A 17685-nucleotide genomic window follows, 5' to 3' on the forward strand; every position below is an offset into this window, starting at 1 on the left:
CCACTGCCACCCCTGTGCCCTCCGGAAGGGGGCATCCCCTTCCAGATTGCGGGCCCGGGAGGGTGCGCCGGCGGAGTCGTCTAGGTCTAGCGACCGCTTCGTCCAGCCCATGAGGTCAAGGACAACGGGCATTAACAACACACCCAGCAAGGCGTATCGCCGCTGACAGAGACGCTGTTTTCAGTGGACGCCATCTACCGCTGCAGGCCGAATTGCGTCTGTCGCATATCGACCCAAAGGAGACTGTCAGAGTATTAAAAAGACGATTGAGGAAAATTAACACCTGAGCCACGCCGCCTCGCGAAGCAGTGTCGGTTTAAATTTATAGCCTAAGTAGTGAAATGCGTCCAACGCCCGTCAGTATTGAATATGTTGAAATTACCAGCCCCCGACGGAACCCAAAAAGCGACCCAGTTTCTATCAGTATTGAACTGATTGAATCCTCCACTATTGTTAGATACAGCGAAGGCTGTCCAATTCCGGTTCGCATCAAAGACAAGAATTACTCTGTCATTTGCGGTTACCGAGAACCCTACGGGATTGCGCCCCAAATCAAAAATATATTTCCCTTTAATATTTAACGAGCGAGTCGGATCGATGCTCATGGTCCTAACAGGATCGATTGACATGGTTCGTCGCGGATCAATGGACATCGTCCTGTGCGGATCGCTAGACATTGTTCGGTTCGGGTCAATAGACATAGTTCGCCGTGGATCGATTGACATTGTCCTGTGTGGATCAATGGACATCGTCCGATTCGGATCAATAGACATGGTTCGCCGTGGATCAATGGACATTGTCCTGTGCGGATCTACGGACATTGACCTAGAGGGATCACGAGAAAGTGGGATATGCATAACTCTCCTTCGGGTATCATCAGGTAGTCCAAGATATCAACTCAACGGCCACACCTTTCGATTTTTCAGAAAAGTATCGTCAACCGTGTACGTCCAGAAAAGTTCGTGATGGCCAAAAAATTCAACTATTTGAAATTCATAGCACGCTTTTCTGCAAAGCTCACAAAATATATCTGACATCCATCGAATCACTGTCAAGGCGTGGTATCTACCATACTTTTGAACATATTTTGTCTGTCCCGTACGAACTGATGCAGATATGACATCACTCATAACCCCACCAGCTTCATCAAAATGAAGTACTGCTGAAAAGTTCCCTATCATTGCATCGACTATCTTTGCATTGCTCGCCACTCGGATTTGTGCCTTTTTTTTCCCGTAGTAGTGCTCTTGCAAAATTAGCTCGGCGACCTCGGTCCACCATTTTCGGATTGGCTCAAACTGTCCCTCAATGTTCGGATCACCTAGTGCGGTGAAATTGGCATATCTTCCCCGGCTTGCATCGGCAAAGGCATCCAGGCACTCTACGATTTTCTCGCTAATTATTGTGGTTGGCTTTGAATACTGTAACTTGATCGAGTGTTTTTCTGCAATTACACTGATCAACATCAATAAACTCTTAATGTTGTGACCATACTTCTTAACTTCGCTCTGTGTCGGCAACCTCCCTCGATTAGATAAGGCGTAATCAGCTACCAAAATTAACTTAGCAAGCCTCTCTACCCCAACGGAAAGCCCGAAAAATGCGGTGTAATATTCACCAGTCTGATCTGCATAATTCGCTCTACCTAAGGCAGTCACTCCTGAGCCTAGTAAGTGTCGAACTAGTTTGGACTCTCTGCTGAGAGCCCGCCAGCCGAGGGTATCCCAAGGGTTTTTATCCATACTTTAGCTACCTGTCATATTAATTTTGAGCTCTGCCGCTTATTGCTGGATGCATTGTGAAGTCCACATAAGATCGTTTAGGGGAGGTGCGCCTCGGCGTCATCGCCTTCCCTTGAGCTATATAAACAGTACCTCAAGATTCTTTTAGTCTAAGCGGTTATGTTTTTCTATAGATGGTAGATGAACGACTGCTCTTGGCCGTCAGCAGACAACCGAACAAATCAGTATCTTCCCTTCACCAATGGGAATCGACGACAGTAGGCGAATTCCTACTTGAATAAAAATCGCACCCCAGTTCGCCGCAACATGAACGTTGTTGGGAACCTTAGCTTTACAACTTATCCGGGAATTAAAAAACCCATCTCTAACCCAGAAAACACACGCAAGCTGCACCCAACTTAGATTTACACGTTTCCATGAGTTCCAAACTCAGTGACGTAAATTCCAAACTCACTGACAATCGACACCCAAAGAACATCCATCGAAAATGTAACAATCTCCACCCCACCCCTTGAAGTCTGCCACTTCATCCTTATAATTAGCACTCGATGGGGGTGAGTGCTAACAAGCGCCCCCGGAATTGAAATTTTCCAACATTTCTTGAAACAGGAGTTCCTTCATGGCACTGCGTCCTTTGCACGATCGCGTGATCGTCAAACGTTTGGACAACGAGCGTAAAACCGCTTCGGGTATCGTTATCCCTGAAAGCGCCGCTGAAAAACCCGACCAAGGCGAAGTTATCGCTGTAGGGCCCGGCAAAAAAACCGAAGACGGCAAACTGATTGCTGTTGACGTTAAAGCAGGCGACAAGGTTCTGTTCGGCAAATACGCCGGCCAAAGCGTCAAGGTTGACGGCGAAGAACTGCTCGTAATCCGTGAGGATGAAATCCTCGCCGTGATTCAGTAATCCGCAACACAGAATACAGCAAGGAATTAAACAACATGGCAGCTAAACAAGTTCAATTCGGCGACGACGCCCGCTCACGCATTGTTCGTGGCGTAAACGTTCTGGCCAACGCAGTTAAAACCACCCTGGGCCCCAAAGGCCGTAACGTGGTACTTGAGCGCTCTTTCGGCGCCCCTACCGTTACTAAAGACGGTGTATCGGTCGCCAAAGAAATCGAACTCAAAGACAAGTTTGAAAACATTGGTGCTCAGTTGGTTAAGGAAGTGGCTTCCAAAACCTCCGACACCGCCGGCGACGGCACCACTACGGCTACCGTTCTGGCTCAGTCCATCGTTGAAGAAGGCATCAAATACGTTACCGCCGGCATCAACCCAATGGACCTGAAGCGCGGTATCGACAAGGCTGTTACCGCAGCTGTTGCAGAGCTGGCTAAATTGTCACGCCCCTGCACCACCAGCAAGGAAATTGCTCAGGTAGGTTCCATTTCCGCAAACAGTGATGCCTCCATCGGCAAAATCATTGCTGACGCAATGGACAAAGTGGGTAAAGAAGGTGTTATCACTGTTGAAGACGGCAAGTCACTCGACAACGAACTCGACATCGTTGAAGGGATGCAATTCGACCGTGGCTACCTATCACCCTACTTCATCAACACCCCCGAAAAGCAAACCGCTATTTTGGAAGACCCCTATGTTCTGATCTACGACAAGAAGATCAGCAACATCCGCGACCTTCTGCCTACACTGGAGCAAGTTGCCAAATCCAGCCGTCCTTTGCTGATCATTGCAGAAGACGTTGAAGGTGAAGCACTGGCTACGCTGGTTGTTAACAACATGCGCGGCATCCTGAAAACCACTGCTGTTAAAGCACCTGGTTTTGGTGACCGTCGTAAAGCCATGCTGGAAGACATCGCGGTTCTTACCGGCGGTACCGTTATCTCGGAAGAAACCGGTGGTTCGCTGGAAAACGCCACGCTTGAAGATCTGGGTCAAGCCAAGCGCGTTGAAGTGGGTAAAGAAAATACCACGGTTATCGACGGTGCTGGCGACTCCAAGTCCATCGAAGCACGCGTTAAGCAAATCCGCGTTCAAATCGAAGAAGCCACTTCCGACTATGATCGTGAAAAACTGCAGGAACGCGTTGCCAAACTGGCAGGCGGTGTTGCTGTCATCCGCGTTGGTGCCGCGACCGAAGTGGAAATGAAAGAGAAGAAGGCACGTGTTGAAGACGCACTGCACGCAACCCGCGCTGCAGTTGAAGAAGGCATCGTTCCCGGCGGTGGCGTTGCACTGATTCGCGTGAAAGACGCTGTAGCCAAAGTCAAGGGTGAAAACATCGACCAAGACGCCGGTGTCAAGCTGATTCTGCGTGCTATCGAAGCACCTCTGCGCACCATCGTAGCCAACTCCGGCGACGAACCCAGCGTGGTCGTTAACGAAGTTGCCAAAGGCAAAGGTAACTATGGTTACAACGCCTCTACCGGCGAGTACGGTGATTTGGTTGAGCAAGGCGTACTTGACCCAACCAAAGTCACACGCACTGCCTTGCAAAATGCTGCTTCGGTTGCATCACTGCTCCTGACAACAGAAGCTGCGATTGCCGAAATTGCTGAAGACAAACCTGCTCCTGCGATGCCCGATATGGGCGGCATGGGCGGCATGGGTGGCATGGGCGGTTTCTAATCTCCCTCCATCGGTCTGCCAGCACAGGGCACGCTTGCTTCCAGGTGCCCTGCAGGCAAAACCCTCTTCATCATGCGTTGAAGAGGGTTTTTTTATGCCTGTCGCGTTTACAATGCCACCCAAGCAATCCATATATTACGTACATGATTCCGAACTCCCCCTTCAAAAGCAAACGGGGCATGCGACGACTAGCCAACGCGTTGCGTTATTCCGCTCGTGGCTTCAAAGCCGCCTTTGAACACGAAGCCGCCTTCAGGCAGGAGCTTTTCTTGCTGGTGGTGCTGATCCCGGTAGCGCTTTGGCTTGGTAATAATATCGCCGAAAAAGCGCTGCTTATTGGCGCCCTTTTTTTTGTTTTAATTGTCGAACTCATTAACTCAGCCCTTGAGGCCTTGGCTGATGCCGTCACACTGGATCATCACACGCTCATCGGCCGCGCGAAAGACTTGGGAAGCGCCGCCGTGATGCTTTCCATTATTCTGGCTGTTACTGTGTGGTCTGCCGTTGGCATTAGCCATTTTCTGTAATTTTAACAACGCGTCAAAATGAAATTCACTGAGAAGCTCAACTCTGCCTGGCAACACGCCGACTCCCAACTCATGGTTGGGCTTGATCCCGACCCGCGTCGCTTTCCTGCCGAGCTACAAGGCAAACCCGATGCCATTTATGAATTCTGCAAAGCTATTGTCGACAGCACCGCACCGCATATTTGCGGTGTTAAACCGCAAATTGCGTATTTTGCATCGCAGCGCGCCGAAACGCAGTTGGAGGCGCTATGCCAATACATCAGAGAACAGTATCCACAACTTCCTATTGTGTTGGATGCAAAACGGGGGGATATTGGATCGACTGCAGAACACTATGCGCTTGAGGCGTACGAGCGCTATAACGCGGACGCGGTCACCGTTAGCCCATACATGGGCTTTGACTCGATCAAACCGTATCTTGAATGGGAAGAAAAAGGCGTCATTATTCTATGTCGCACCTCTAACCCAGGTGGTTCCGACCTGCAATTTATCCAAACGGAACAACACACGCCCGTTTATATGCATGTAGCCGGCCTGGTCGCCGACAAATGGAACCAAAACGGGCAATGCGCCCTCGTGGTGGGCGCGACATTCCCCGAGGAGATCGCCAAAGTACGGCAACGGGTCGGCGATATGCCTCTGCTCATTCCGGGCATCGGCGCTCAGGGTGGCGATATTGAACAAACCGTTAAAGCGGGTCGAAACAGTGCAGGAAAAGGCATGATGATCAATTCATCTCGCGCCATTCTGTATGCAAGCACCGATGACAACTGGCGCGACGCGGCGGCCCAGGCCGCACTTGAAACCCGCAACGCGATTAACGCTGTGACATAAATCTTTGCAGTTTCTGCAGGGCGAATTCAACCGCGCTTTGGCGGATTTGCGCGCGGTTTCCGTCGAATATATGCGTTACGGCCTGAGTGGAAATGCCATCCCCGGCGCGATGAGCGAAGCCAAAACAAACCATGCCGACAGGCTTACCCGATGTTGCGCCGCCGGGGCCGGCAATTCCGGTTGTGGAAACCGCAAAATGCGCGTTTTCGGTGTTGGCCAGCGCACCCGCAGCCATTTCCATCGCCGTTTCTTCACTCACGGCGCCAAATCGCTCAAGCGTATCGGCACCCACCTGAAGAAGCTCAACTTTAGCCTCATTGCTGTACGTCACGTAGCCCCGTTCAAACCAACCGCTGGAACCAGGAATATCCGTCAGCGAAGCACTTAAAAGTCCGCCGGTACAAGACTCTGCGCATACCAGCATCCAGCCACGACGCAGGCACTGCTCGCCGACCGACTCCACCAATTTATCAAACTGCTGATCTGTGTACATTCAGGATCTCCCCGGCAACGACACGAACTAAATGACCCCGACTTGAAATAACAAGGCCAGCACCAAAAGCGCATACAGCGCGGCCACAATGTCGTCCCACATCACACCAAACCCGTTCTTTAAACGGGCATCAAACCAGCCGATTGGTGGTGGTTTGACAATATCAAATAAACGGAACAACAAAAAGGCGGCCATTTGCGCAAAGAAGCCCGGCGGCGTAAGCCACAACACCAGCCAGAACGCCACCATTTCATCCCACACCATTCGGCTGTCATCAGGACGCTTGAGCTCTTTGCCGACACGCTGACACGCCCAGCACCCATAAATAAATCCAACCAGCAACACAAGTGCGACAGCAGCATCATTGAGCCGCGAAAAGGCGGCAAGCCAGATCAGCCAGGCAAGTAAGGTTCCCCATGTTCCCGGGGCGGGTCGAAGCAACCCACTACCCAAACCCATTACCAGGAAACGATCAGGCTTGCGATAAACCCATGACAAACTAATCGTGCTTTCAGAAGGCGCTTGGGCAGGCTGTTGAGTCATGATCCGTTGTACTAAAAGTGCTGGTAGCCCATGTTAGCGCAGGTAAGGCGCCGGCCATCCAGCGTTTCCACCAATAGCCCGCCACCGCCCGTTATAGAGCCGACGCGCGAAACCTCGGTGTGAAACTGTTGAGCCAGAGTTTCAATGGCGTCGCGATGTTTTGGGGGTGCGGTAAAGCACAACTGATAAACATCGCCACCTGATAAAACAGCCTCTTGTATTGTTTCTTCGGGTAGACTGCGAATGGCCGGATCAATGGGCAAGTGATCAAAAATAATATGGGCACCACATTGACTGGCCTTAATGATATGGCCAAGATCTTGCAAAAACCCATCGGATATATCCAATGCGGCGTGCGCCAAACCCGGCAATTGAGCGGCAAACAAGCCTGGTGGGCGGGGCTGCTCAAGTATGGGGCGCGTTTTCGCCAGCAATGAATCATTCTGCGGCAGCGCCCCCTGCAATAATTTCAGTGCAATATGAGCAGCGCCGAGCGAGCCGGTTATCCATATATCGTCCCCACTTTGAGCCGCACTGCGTAACAACGCGGTTCCCGGCGTAACGTGCCCAAACACCGTGACGCAAATCATAATGCCGTGGTCGGTGCCGGTTGTATCGCCCCCTATCAGGGGACAATCAAACTCATTGGCGACACGATAAAAGCCTTCTGAAAACTGACTTAGCCAACGCTCATCAACCTCGGGTAACGCAAGCGCCAACACACAGCCTGAAGGCGTTGCACCCATTGCGGCCAGATCCGACAAATTAACGGCAAGCGATTTATGCCCAAGCGTCAAAGGATCCACTTCGGGCAGGAAATGGCGGCCCTCGATAAGTGCATCGGTACTCACTACGCACTGCCTGCCGGGCCTTAACGGCAATAACGCGCAATCATCTCCGGCCCCCAAATACCCTTCGGGAACCGGCCTGCTGAAATACCGGGCGATTAAATCAAACTCCCCCAACGCCACTCCATGAAATGCCGATTGTCAGGCGTTTACCGACGCGCTGCTGCATTAACTTCAACTGCCCTGACATCAGCCGCCACCTTATCGAGTACGCCGTTCACAAACTTGAAGCCATCGGTTCCACCAAAAGATTTAGCCAACTCAACGGACTCATTAATAGCAACTTTGTAAGGTACTTCGATATGGTGCACCAGTTCGTAGCTTCCCAGAAGCAAAATGCCGTGCTCAATAGGCGAAAGCTCTTCAACGGAACGATCGAGATAGGGAGCAAAAGCGTTGCGCAAACTTTCCGCCTCTCGCAACACGCCGTGCAGCAATGTTTTAAACCATAACGCGTCGGCCTCAGGAAAGGTTTCATCATCGCGCAGGTGCGCGTCTATCGCCCCGGCCTCTTGCAAGCCTTCGTCGCCCCTAAGCAACCAGGCATAGATACCCTGCAAAGCAAATTCACGCGCGCGGCGACGCGCGCTTCGGTTGTTACGAGGGGCGCTTGCGCCTTTTTCGGATTTACTCGTCGTCAAGGTCTTCGTCCTCTTCCTCGTCGTCTTCCTCATCAAAGTCGTCTTCCGACTCAGGCTCTAAGGCTGCGGCAAGATTCGCCATTTCAACTGCAGCACGCGCGCAATCCTGGCCTTTACCGGCTGCACGAACTTCTGCCTGTTCGTCGGTATCGGTTGTTAGAACACCATTAATGACAGGAATCGCGGTTTCAAGCGCAACACGGGTCATCGCTGCGGCGCTCTCGTTACTGACAAGCTCGAAATGATAGGTTTCACCGCGAATCACCGCCCCCAACGCGATCAACGCATCGAACTCGTAAGTTTCAGCCATTTGGGCCAGCGTCAGACCCAGCTCAAGTGCGCCGGGTACGGAAACGACCATGACGTCACGCTCATCAACGCCCAAAGCCTCAAGCTCACTCAGGCATGCCTCCAGTTCCGCCAAGCCGATATCTTCATTAAATCGGGCGCGAACGATGCCGATGTGCAGGCCTTCCCCATTTAAATCAGGTGTCATAGTGTATGGATTCATGAGAAAAGTCCTTTCAGGGGTGGGTAACAGGGTCGTTATCGTAACCGGTAATGGTCAGGTTAAACCCGGCCATGCTCGGCATTTTTCTGGGCTTGGCCAACAACTTGGCCTTACCGACATTGTGATCACGCAATATCTGTGCGCCAATGCCATAAGTGAGCAAATCAAACCGGTTTTCATCGCGTACTTTTTTCTCGGGTGGCGGAGCCCCCCACGACTCAGTTTGCTTGAAAAACTGCTCGGCCGAGCTATGGCAGTTAAGCAAGACCATAATCCCGGACGGTGCGGCCTTGATTTTGCGCAGTGCATCGGCAACCGTCCAGCTATGCCCCGCGCCGTCTTCGGCCAGCATATCGACAATGGTTGTGGGTTCGTGCACCCGAACCAGCGTTTCCTGATCGGACTCGATTGTGCCGTGCGACAAGGCCAAGTGTGGCGCTCCAAACGCTTTGTCGCGGTAAGCAACCACATTGAACTCGCCCCAGGGGGTTTGCATGACACGCGCCCCGGTTCGCTCAACCATGGATTCGTGCTGACTGCGATACTGAATTAAATCTTCAATGGTGCCGATTTTCAAATTATGCTGCTTGGCAAACGCTTGCAAATCGGGCAAACGCGCCATCGTGCCATCGGGTTTAAGAATCTCGCAAATAACGGCGGCAGGTGTTAAGCCCGCCAGCGCGGTTAAATCGCACCCCGCCTCGGTATGGCCGGCACGCACCAACACCCCGCCGCGAACCGCCTGTACCGGAAAGATATGACCCGGTTGCACTACATCGGTGGGCTTGGCGTCGCGCGCCACGGCAACCTGAATGGTGCGAGCGCGATCGGCGGCTGAAATGCCGGTTTCCACCCCTTCCGCCGCCTCGATGGACATGGTGAAATTAGTACCAAACCGCGCACCGTTGCGACTGGCCATAAGAGGTAGATCAAGCTGCCGGCACCGTTCTTCCGTTAAAGTTAAACATACCAGCCCGCGTGCGTGTGTGACCATGAAATTAATGGCGTCCGGCGTAACGTAATCGGCTGCCAGGACCAAATCGCCCTCGTTTTCGCGGTCTTCTTCGTCGACCAGGATAACCATGCGGCCGGCGCGCAGCTCGGCAATAATCTCTGCAATGGGTGAAATGCCCGCAAGTTCGTGGGCATGATCAATGGAAGTGGGTTGCGTCATAAAGGTAAGCTCTTTGAAGTTTCGTCCATTTTAACGCGTGCGGGGCAAGCTGTAGCCGCAATCGGCAGTTTGCCTGAAAAGTGGGTTCGATCACGGCCAAACATAAAAAGTTTGACGCTTGTCATAATATTTTGCGTGCTCACTGCGTATCATAACGGCACTCTTACCCTAAACCGGAACCGCAATGATAGAACGCGAGCTTAAACTGCATGTACCTACCCACGCCCGGGCGGACATCATAAAACGCCTTCGCAGCGCCAAAGCACGCAGGGTGTCCTTGCACGCGCGTTACTACGATACCCCCGAACGCGAGCTTGCCGATTCCGGCATCGCATTACGCATGCGCAAAGAAGGCCGCCGTTGGATGCAAACGGTAAAAGCGCCCGGGCCCGACCCCGTGTCACGGCTTGAACTGAATCATCTCAGGCCCGACGGCAACCTTGATCTGGCGCTTTATGACAATACCTCAATCCAGACTGTATTAAACACCCTTTCCAGCCCACTTTCATTGCGCTATGAAACAAAAGTGGTTCGCCTGCAATATGAACACCACGTTGACAACACCACGATTGAAATTGCTTTTGACGAGGGCGCTTTGTTTGCCGGCGAGCGTGAGTTGCCGATTTGCGAAGTCGAATTCGAATTAGTGGAAGGTTCGCCAACAACGCTGTTCGAGGTCGCAAAACAATGGACGCTTGACTTCGGTCTGATGCTTGACCCCAGAAGCAAGGCTGAACGGGGTGACACACTGGCAAGCCTTGCGCTATCGGTACAAACCTCCAGAACAGGTGAAGCCATCGTGACCTCGGTGAGTCGGCCGAATAACCATCACTTATTCAAACCCTGCCGGGCCAAACCACCAAAACTAACCAACAAATTAACACCTGCCTGCGCCTACCTGAAGTGCGCCCACGAATGCCTGACCCAGATTGCCCAGAATGCCGCTTATACAGCCGGTATCGACACAGCGCACGCCAACAGCAGCACGCACATGGAATATGTGCACCAGTTGCGCGTTGGTATTCGCCGGCTCAAATCATGCCAAAAACTGTTTAGTGAGTGGGCACCGAAACTGCCCGACGACGCGCTGGAAAAAATCAGCAACACATTCAACCAACTGGGTGCCCGACGTGATATCGACGTGCTCAGAACAGTGATCGCGCCTCGGCTGAAATTGGCGGGGATGCCCGACATACGCATGCCGCGCGTTAGTGCAAACCAGACCGCACCGGCTTCCCTTACCAGCAGTCCTTCATTTCAGAACGCATTACTTGATGTGCTTGAAACGCTGGTTATTTTCGGAGACACGCTGCAATTGGAAGCACAATCAGAGAGTGGCGCCAAAAAACAGGGCGGCAACCCCTTGCCCAAATACCTGGACGCATGGCTTCGGGCGATTGTAAAAAAGGGGGGGAAATTTACCAGCCTGCCTATCGAAGAGCAGCACAATGTGCGCAAAGACGTTAAACGACTGCGCTATTGTCTGGAAATGTGTTCCGGTGTGCAGGATAAAAACCTCTTGTCGAAACTGCGCCCCGCGCTTGAACAGGCCCAAGAAGACCTGGGAGAGCTGAACGACTACTACACCGCTGAAACACTATTTCATGATATAGCCCAAAAACAGCCCCAAGCCTGGTTCGCGATCGGGTGGTTAAAAGCCATGCAAACACAAAAACAAAAAGACGCCGAATCGCATTTCAGGTTATTAAAAAAGGCACCCCGCCTGGCCGGTAAAAAATAAAAGACAATAGCTTTACCACTTACTCACTACCCAGTAAGGCGGCCGCAAACTCCGACGCGACAAAAGGTTGCAAGTCTTCCAAACCTTCACCTACGCCGATCCAATACACTGGTACCGGGCGCACGCCCTGCGCACCGGCGGCCACCGCCGCCAGCGTTCCACCTTTTGCCGTGCCGTCGAGTTTGGTCACAACCAGTCCGGTAAGGCCGATGGCCGCATCAAAAGCGCGAATTTGCGCAATCGCATTCTGACCCGTGTTGCCATCCACCACCAACAACACTTCATGAGGCGCTTGCGCATCCGCTTTGCCGATCACACGTTTGATTTTTTTTAGTTCTTCCATGAGGTGCAATTGGGTCGGTAAGCGACCGGCCGTATCCACCATCACAATATCAGTGTCGCGCGCACGCCCTGCATTCACGGCGTCGAATGCAACTGCGGCCGGATCACCACCGTCTTGCGCAATAACGGTCACATTGTTGCGCTCGCCCCAAGCCATTAATTGCTCACGTGCAGCCGCGCGAAAGGTATCGCCGGCCGCCAACAAGACCCGGTGCCCCTGAAGCTGAAAGTTATAAGCCAACTTCCCGATTGAGGTCGTTTTACCCGCGCCATTGACACCCGCGATCATCATGACCAAAGGCTTATGCCGCCCCACTGGAAATGTTTTCTCGAGAGGGCGTAAATGCTCGGCCAAAATTTCCTGCAACGCCGCCTTGACTGCTTGTGCATCGGTAAGCCGCTCTTTTTTAACGCGTGCCCGCAAAGCAGTTAAAAGCGACGTTGTGGCGTCCATCCCGGCGTCCGCCATGATCAAAGCGGTTTCCAATTCCTCAAATAGACTTTCATCCACTTTAACGCCGACGAACAGGCCGCCCAAATTCTGGCCTGTGCGCGACAGCCCTTGCCGGAGGCGGGAAAACCAGGATCTTTTCTCGGGTTCGACCTGAGCCGTCGCGACGTCCTGCACGGGCGTTTCGTCCGCTGGCGTTTCAGCCTCAGACGTTTCGTCATCAACGACCGCGTTCTCTTGCTTAACGCTCGATTCCTCAGCCTTGACACAGGCGGCTTCGGCTTCGGCTTCGGCTTCGGCTTCGGCTTCGGCTTCGGCTTCGGCTTCGGCTTCGGCTTCGGCTTCCGCTGCAGCACCCTCCATGGCCAGACTGTCGGTGTCCGTCTCAACTGACGCGGCCCTCCCGGTTTCTTCTTGAGAAACCTCAACCTCGTCTTTTACAATTGATGATTCCTGCGCGGCTTCTTTTGATTTACGTTTAAAGAAACTAAACATAAGCTTTACACTATTCCAAGTTGGCGAGCGATTCGCCCGCGGGCAGGCAGCTCACGCCGCCTTTTTCAAGCGCATGAACAACCATGAAAAAACACAATATCCGTATTGTAGGCGGTGTCTACCGACGAACACCAATCCCGGTCATTAACGCGCCGGGCTTGCGCCCGACACCCGACCGCATCCGGGAAACACTGTACAACTGGATAGGCTATTTCTGGGGTAATGATTTCCAAAACAAAAACGTCCTCGACTTGTTCGCAGGCACGGGGGCATTGGGTTTCGAGGCGGCGTCCAGAGGCGCAGCGCATGTTCAAATGGTTGAGGCAAGCCCGCAGGCAGTCTCCGCTTTGCGCGCGCTTAGAACCAAACTGAAGGCGGGCAACGTGCGCGTTTTCCCAGGCGACGCCCTGCACGTACTCGATCGCACGGCCAATCCATTCGACCTGATTCTCCTGGATCCTCCTTTTGGTCAAAATTGGCTCGAGCGTATTTGGAGCAGACTACCAGCGGTCCTGGCTGAAAATGGTCTGGTGTATGTTGAGGCGGAAAGCCCTATCGTTCCGCCGCCGAGCTTTGAAACGCTGCGCGAAGGGCGCGCCGGGCAAGTGCACTACGCACTACTGACAATTGCTGCACCGCACGATAATAAATCCCAGGCTGAGTTACACTAAGTACTTAAACTTACTTTCTCTCTCGATTCTGAACTATTTACACGCACAGAACACCATGATTACTGCCGTCTACCCCGGAACATTCGATCCCCTCACCCGAGGTCATGAAGATCTGGTGCGCCGCGCGGCCAGCCTTTTCGATCACCTTGTGGTCGGAATTGCCCACAGCCAGGCTAAAAACCCTTTTTTCACCGTTGAAGAACGGGTTGAAATCGCGCAAGAAGTGTTGGGGCACTACCCCAATGTGGAAGTTAAAAGCTTCGCCGGTTTGCTTAAGGACTTTGTTCGCGAAGAGAACGCCCGGGTGATCGTGCGCGGCCTCAGGGCGGTGTCGGACTTCGAATATGAATTCCAAATGGCCGGCATGAACCGACATTTGCTTCCGGAAGTTGAAACACTTTTCATGACCCCTTCCGATCAATATCAATTCATCTCTGGAACCATTGTGCGCGAAATCGCGCTTCTGGGCGGCGATGTCAGCAAGTTTGTTTTTCCGTCGGTTGAGCGCTGGCTGCACAGCAAGTCTGCCGCCCGGCGCGAAGCTGCTCAGGCTAAATAAACCGATTTAATATGGCACTGTACATTACCCAAGAGTGTATAAACTGCGACGTTTGCGAGCCGCAATGCCCGAACGAAGCAATATACATGGGTGAAGAAATTTACGAAATCAACCCGGCGAAATGCACCGAATGCGTCGGACATTTTGAAGAACCACAGTGCCAGGTTGTTTGCCCCGTTGAATGTATAGAAATTCACCCCGACTGGCGTGAAAGCCGTGAACAGCTTCTTGAGCGTTACGAAGAACTCACATCGACACGCAAACCAGCGTAATACGCACCTTTAGAAAAACCAGGAAACACTCACAGTGGTTTTTCGTCGGGATGAATTTTCACCAGGCGCCCCTGCACACCCAAAAAATTACTTATCCAGGCAGCGGCAAGGTCACCTTCATCGACAATTCTAAGACGTCGCATGCCGGCGTGAATTTCACTCACAACACTCTCATCGTCCTCGATAACGTCAAGCGGGATATCCATCCGCAACATTCCTTCGCCCTTAAGCACCAAATAACCAAAACTCAAGCTGAGTTGAATCTCTTTCAACTTTGGTCTCTGTTTTGCACTTAGGGCGCGGCCATCCTGATCAACAATTAACCAACGATGATGATAAGGTTGCGCCTCTGGATCAGGAAGCGGCTCGCATTCGTAAATAGGGCAATAACCAGTTAGCATAATGACGATTATGAGATTGACGAGTATTCAAAACCAGCGGTCAAGAAGCGCTAGCGCCCGATTAGGCCCTTCAGCGCTTCACCTATGTTCTTCACCGGATCATTCGCAGCAGGCTCAGACGCAGTTGCCGCACCGTCGTCAGCAGGCTTTGTCTGCCCTTCAAGCAAACCTTTCAGCCCACTTTCGAGGCCTTGCTCAAGCACCCGCTTAATCGCCGCTTCTCCAATTCCTTTCCATTCAACGCCATAATTCAAAGCATTAAACGGGCCGTTTACACGCAGCGGTACTGTCACACCCCGCAACTGGGCCAGTTGCTCGGCACCCTGACCACGCAACGTATCAACGACACGCACATTGACAACCAAATCGATGACCTGCCTGCCGACATCGATGATGGCAGGCTTACCTTGCGTAATACGCAATAACGGCGCCTGTATGGCCAGTTTTCTTAAGGTACCGACACCCTTGGCAAAACGTAAATCAGCATCTAGCGACGTGAATGTCGTTTCTTCATCGAGGTTCTCCGAAATGCCCAAACTGGACCCCGTACCCCCAGACAAATCTTTTATGGCTTGCGAGGCACGACCCAGAATCCGGGGTAAATCGATTCCTTTTATTGCACCATCTCGCACCGCAATTTTAACGTCGCCGGCGAGCGCCGACGGTAACGCCCGAACCGTTTCCCCCTGCGTCGACAGACGCAGCGATACATTACCCGTACCCGTGACACGCTCTTCGCCGGTAATCGCCCGCATAAGCGGGCCCACCGAAACAGAGGACAGATTAAGCTGAGTTGAAAACTCATTGGCTACCGTTGCACCGGCTTTACCAGTGAACGAACCATCATAGAGCTTGCCGGTTAAACGGGTTACATCGAGGCGCCCCTGTTTGGCAAGCACTGCAGCAACAACATCGGATGCTTCAAAGCCCCTGCCGGCCAGCCGCCCGATTTTGGCGTTGGCGGTCAGGTTAAGCTCATTCAGGAATGTAAGGTCAATTAATGCCGGCTCTGGCGCTTTTACAGGCTCGCCTTTGGCGGCGCCCTGATTCGCCTGTTCTTCTACAGCCTCATCCGACTGATTTTCCGACGCCTCGCCCTTGGCGTTTTCTTCTGATTTAGCCACTTGAACAGGCGGAAACAATTTATCGAAATCCAGCTCTTCAGCATTCAGGTCGAGATTGATCACCGGCTTATCAAGCTGATCGACCCTCGTTTTAAGACTTAGCTGACTTCCGTTCAGTACCGCGTTCATATCACTCGAAAGCGTGCTTTTAAGAAAGTCGACTGCCAAACTGCCGATAAGGGGGAATTCGAACCCCTGGTCTCCCAGCACCGGCGCGTTGATTTGGACGTCGCCTTTAATTGCAGTGAGCCCTAACTGTTCGTTAATGGCATTCCAGCGTACAGGTGATGACATATCAACTTGAATTAAACGATCACCCTGCTTTAAATTGCCATCAACTTTAAGCTCTTTCAAATTCAAATCCAGTGCATTCCCGCTCAACCCCGTCATTTCCAACGCCACGCCCAGAACCGACTCACCCTCAAGCTTCAGTGTGCCCAGAACAGTTTCACCTTCGGCCTTTTCCGGTGAAATCAACAAGCGGGGAGCATCAAGTTCGATTAACGCATTCCCGTCGGGCATATCGCCGGAACCCCGGATGGCAAGATCTTGTACCTGCAACTCACGACGACTGGGGTCGACACGCAACCTGGGTGCAGTAAGCTCAAGGCTTAAAGATTCAACCGGCGTTTTGCCGGCAATGCGCCCTTGCATTTCAAAATCAAGATTCCCAGCATTCAGGTGCTGACTGAAGGCGCTGTAAGCCAGATTGCCACGCAGTGAAGCACTTTCGGCCTGAAATGGATGCACTGAGCCAACCATACGCACATTGATCCGCTGAGCGGAATATTCTCGCTTAACCGGGTCGATACGCACCGCAGCCTGCCCTTGAATTTGAGCGTCGGTGGCCGGCAGACTTCCTTGCAGGCGCCCATTTAACGATACGTCGAATGGTTGATCGAACGTGATACGCCCCGTATTCAGCTGAACCCCAACGATGCGAATATCGTAGCCATCCTTCGCATCAAAATAATGCACCTCGCTGTTGCGAAGCTCCAGGCCTGCGATATCAATCTGCAAATCAGTACGTTCGTCGGGTACGCCCGTTGCTAAATCGGAAGCTTGCGCTTCAGGGATACCCAGGGGTTTGGCAGGCGGCGCGAGAATTTCAGTTGCCTGGGCTACCGCTGCATCTGAACCCGTCGCGTGGATCAGATCCTCGAAATTGAACTCACCTTCGGGAGAGCGCTTTAGCCACGCCTTAAGCCCGTCGAGCGCAATGTGATCGACTACCAATCGATTTGACACCAATGGCCATATTGCAACTGCAATGCGTGCGTGGTCGATTGACGCAAACACCGAATCACTGTTCGGTTCGGAAATCGAGATTTTATTTACGGTAAGACCAAGACGCGGAAACACCGACAACGCAATATCGCCGTCGATACTCAACGTACGCTGATAGCGCTGAAATACCTCGTCCTGAACGCGCGCTTTGTATGAATTGGGATCGAATGTTAGAAGAAATACAGCAATACCCAGCAGTACCAGGAAAAAGACTGCCACCAACCCAATTAATACACGCTTGATCCAAACTTTCATGAAATGCCTTTGACTCCGGACGCGCCGTGCCATCTGTGTTCGCAACTATATGTAATGCTAACGCAAGTGCCAACCCGATTCTGGATTGTTGCAATGGTTTACATAAGGATTACACGCAATTGTGCACAGAACCCGTTTCATATGCAAAACACTTACCCGACCGCAATTATCATATAAAGTTAGAA

The 17685-nt window shown here is 52.3% G+C and carries 18 protein-coding genes; 8 read left to right on the top strand and 10 right to left on the bottom strand.

The annotated features are described in order from the left end of the window. Positions 1-893: 893 nt before the first annotated feature. Entirely contained in the window at positions 894-1742 is an 849-nt protein-coding gene (locus G9Q38_RS14310) for a hypothetical protein (protein WP_166132125.1), read from the bottom strand. A gap of 619 nt (positions 1743-2361) precedes the next feature. On the opposite strand from G9Q38_RS14310, the gene groES reads away from it, so the two are divergent. The 4 genes from groES to pyrF all read left to right on the top strand — a co-directional run bounded on the left by groES (position 2362) and on the right by pyrF (position 5692). After that, positions 2362-2649, top strand: coding sequence for a co-chaperone GroES (gene groES, locus G9Q38_RS14315; protein WP_114421545.1), 288 nt, complete (start codon positions 2362-2364; stop codon positions 2647-2649). A gap of 35 nt (positions 2650-2684) precedes the next feature. Continuing rightward, complete coding sequence (groL, locus tag G9Q38_RS14320) at positions 2685-4331, top strand: chaperonin GroEL (RefSeq protein ID WP_166132126.1); 1647 nt, start codon at positions 2685-2687, stop codon at positions 4329-4331. A 179-nt stretch (positions 4332-4510) separates the two neighbouring features. Then, positions 4511-4858, top strand: coding sequence for a diacylglycerol kinase (locus G9Q38_RS14325; protein WP_370523870.1), 348 nt, complete (start codon positions 4511-4513; stop codon positions 4856-4858). Between the two features lie 18 nt (positions 4859-4876). Next, entirely contained in the window at positions 4877-5692 is an 816-nt protein-coding gene (gene pyrF / locus G9Q38_RS14330) for an orotidine-5'-phosphate decarboxylase (RefSeq protein WP_166132128.1), read from the top strand. On the opposite strand, the gene G9Q38_RS14335 is transcribed toward pyrF, so the two are convergent. From G9Q38_RS14335 to ribBA, 6 genes are read right to left on the bottom strand one after another with little or no spacing between them, the layout of a single operon-like run. Then, positions 5676-6185 carry a CinA family protein gene (locus G9Q38_RS14335; RefSeq protein WP_166132129.1) on the bottom strand — a complete coding sequence of 170 codons (510 nt, stop codon included), beginning with the start codon at positions 6183-6185 and terminating at the stop codon, positions 5676-5678. The genes pyrF and G9Q38_RS14335 overlap by 17 nt on opposite strands. Before the next feature lie 27 nt (positions 6186-6212). Then, a complete protein-coding gene (locus tag G9Q38_RS14340; RefSeq protein ID WP_166132130.1) occupies positions 6213-6728 on the bottom strand; it encodes a phosphatidylglycerophosphatase A family protein in 516 nt (171 codons plus the stop codon). A gap of 11 nt (positions 6729-6739) precedes the next feature. Further along, entirely contained in the window at positions 6740-7693 is a 954-nt protein-coding gene (thiL, locus tag G9Q38_RS14345) for a thiamine-phosphate kinase (RefSeq protein WP_166132131.1), read from the bottom strand. A 32-nt stretch (positions 7694-7725) separates the two neighbouring features. Further along, positions 7726-8217 (bottom strand): transcription antitermination factor NusB, encoded by a 492-nt coding sequence (gene nusB / locus G9Q38_RS14350; RefSeq protein WP_228276147.1) that lies wholly within the window; start codon positions 8215-8217, stop codon positions 7726-7728. Continuing rightward, positions 8204-8728: a 6,7-dimethyl-8-ribityllumazine synthase gene (gene ribH, locus G9Q38_RS14355; RefSeq protein ID WP_166132132.1), complete on the bottom strand. Its 525-nt coding sequence runs from the start codon at positions 8726-8728 to the stop codon at positions 8204-8206. Before ribH ends, nusB begins: the two co-directional genes overlap by 14 nt. A gap of 13 nt (positions 8729-8741) precedes the next feature. Then, entirely contained in the window at positions 8742-9902 is a 1161-nt protein-coding gene (gene ribBA, locus G9Q38_RS14360) for a bifunctional 3,4-dihydroxy-2-butanone-4-phosphate synthase/GTP cyclohydrolase II (RefSeq protein ID WP_166132133.1), read from the bottom strand. Positions 9903-10086: 184 nt separating this feature from the next. Between ribBA and G9Q38_RS14365 the strand changes: the two genes are divergently transcribed. Further along, positions 10087-11643, top strand: coding sequence for a CYTH and CHAD domain-containing protein (locus G9Q38_RS14365; RefSeq protein ID WP_166132134.1), 1557 nt, complete (start codon positions 10087-10089; stop codon positions 11641-11643). 19 nt (positions 11644-11662) lie between these two features. Here G9Q38_RS14365 and ftsY read toward each other — a convergent pair whose 3' ends face one another. After that, positions 11663-12931 carry a signal recognition particle-docking protein FtsY gene (gene ftsY, locus G9Q38_RS14370; protein WP_166132135.1) on the bottom strand — a complete coding sequence of 423 codons (1269 nt, stop codon included), beginning with the start codon at positions 12929-12931 and terminating at the stop codon, positions 11663-11665. 83 nt (positions 12932-13014) lie between these two features. Here ftsY and rsmD point away from each other — a divergent pair, with 83 nt between their 5' ends. The 3 genes from rsmD to G9Q38_RS14385 are packed head-to-tail and all read left to right on the top strand — an operon-like array spanning position 13015 to position 14433. Then, positions 13015-13602 (top strand): 16S rRNA (guanine(966)-N(2))-methyltransferase RsmD, encoded by a 588-nt coding sequence (rsmD, locus tag G9Q38_RS14375; protein ID WP_166132136.1) that lies wholly within the window; start codon positions 13015-13017, stop codon positions 13600-13602. A gap of 55 nt (positions 13603-13657) precedes the next feature. Then, on the top strand, positions 13658-14161 hold the full coding sequence (coaD, locus tag G9Q38_RS14380) for a pantetheine-phosphate adenylyltransferase (RefSeq protein ID WP_114421532.1): 504 nt from the start codon (positions 13658-13660) through the stop codon (positions 14159-14161). 11 nt (positions 14162-14172) lie between these two features. After that, positions 14173-14433: a YfhL family 4Fe-4S dicluster ferredoxin gene (locus tag G9Q38_RS14385; RefSeq protein WP_166132137.1), complete on the top strand. Its 261-nt coding sequence runs from the start codon at positions 14173-14175 to the stop codon at positions 14431-14433. A 29-nt stretch (positions 14434-14462) separates the two neighbouring features. On the opposite strand, the gene G9Q38_RS14390 is transcribed toward G9Q38_RS14385, so the two are convergent. Continuing rightward, a complete protein-coding gene (locus G9Q38_RS14390; protein WP_370523895.1) occupies positions 14463-14837 on the bottom strand; it encodes an MOSC N-terminal beta barrel domain-containing protein in 375 nt (124 codons plus the stop codon). 47 nt (positions 14838-14884) lie between these two features. Then, a complete protein-coding gene (locus G9Q38_RS14395) occupies positions 14885-17500 on the bottom strand; it encodes an AsmA family protein (RefSeq protein WP_166132139.1) in 2616 nt (871 codons plus the stop codon). Between the last annotated feature and the right edge of the window lie 185 nt (positions 17501-17685).

The sequence above is a fragment of the Pusillimonas sp. DMV24BSW_D genome (assembly GCF_011388195.1).
Classification (GTDB): domain Bacteria; phylum Pseudomonadota; class Gammaproteobacteria; order Burkholderiales; family Burkholderiaceae_B; genus Neopusillimonas; species Neopusillimonas aestuarii.

Coding starts and splice junctions, on each gene's coding strand:
- coaD (WP_114421532.1), top strand. CDS start 13,658: ATGATTACTGCCGTCTACCCCGGAACATTCGATCCCCTCACCCGAGGT.
- ftsY (WP_166132135.1), bottom strand. CDS start 12,931: ATGTTTAGTTTCTTTAAACGTAAATCAAAAGAAGCCGCGCAGGAATCA.
- groL (WP_166132126.1), top strand. CDS start 2,685: ATGGCAGCTAAACAAGTTCAATTCGGCGACGACGCCCGCTCACGCATT.
- ribBA (WP_166132133.1), bottom strand. CDS start 9,902: ATGACGCAACCCACTTCCATTGATCATGCCCACGAACTTGCGGGCATT.
- G9Q38_RS14385 (WP_166132137.1), top strand. CDS start 14,173: ATGGCACTGTACATTACCCAAGAGTGTATAAACTGCGACGTTTGCGAG.
- G9Q38_RS14395 (WP_166132139.1), bottom strand. CDS start 17,500: ATGAAAGTTTGGATCAAGCGTGTATTAATTGGGTTGGTGGCAGTCTTT.
- rsmD (WP_166132136.1), top strand. CDS start 13,015: ATGAAAAAACACAATATCCGTATTGTAGGCGGTGTCTACCGACGAACA.
- G9Q38_RS14365 (WP_166132134.1), top strand. CDS start 10,087: ATGATAGAACGCGAGCTTAAACTGCATGTACCTACCCACGCCCGGGCG.
- G9Q38_RS14340 (WP_166132130.1), bottom strand. CDS start 6,728: ATGACTCAACAGCCTGCCCAAGCGCCTTCTGAAAGCACGATTAGTTTG.
- pyrF (WP_166132128.1), top strand. CDS start 4,877: ATGAAATTCACTGAGAAGCTCAACTCTGCCTGGCAACACGCCGACTCC.
- G9Q38_RS14325 (WP_370523870.1), top strand. CDS start 4,511: ATGCGACGACTAGCCAACGCGTTGCGTTATTCCGCTCGTGGCTTCAAA.
- ribH (WP_166132132.1), bottom strand. CDS start 8,728: ATGAATCCATACACTATGACACCTGATTTAAATGGGGAAGGCCTGCAC.
- G9Q38_RS14310 (WP_166132125.1), bottom strand. CDS start 1,742: ATGGATAAAAACCCTTGGGATACCCTCGGCTGGCGGGCTCTCAGCAGA.
- G9Q38_RS14335 (WP_166132129.1), bottom strand. CDS start 6,185: ATGTACACAGATCAGCAGTTTGATAAATTGGTGGAGTCGGTCGGCGAG.
- groES (WP_114421545.1), top strand. CDS start 2,362: ATGGCACTGCGTCCTTTGCACGATCGCGTGATCGTCAAACGTTTGGAC.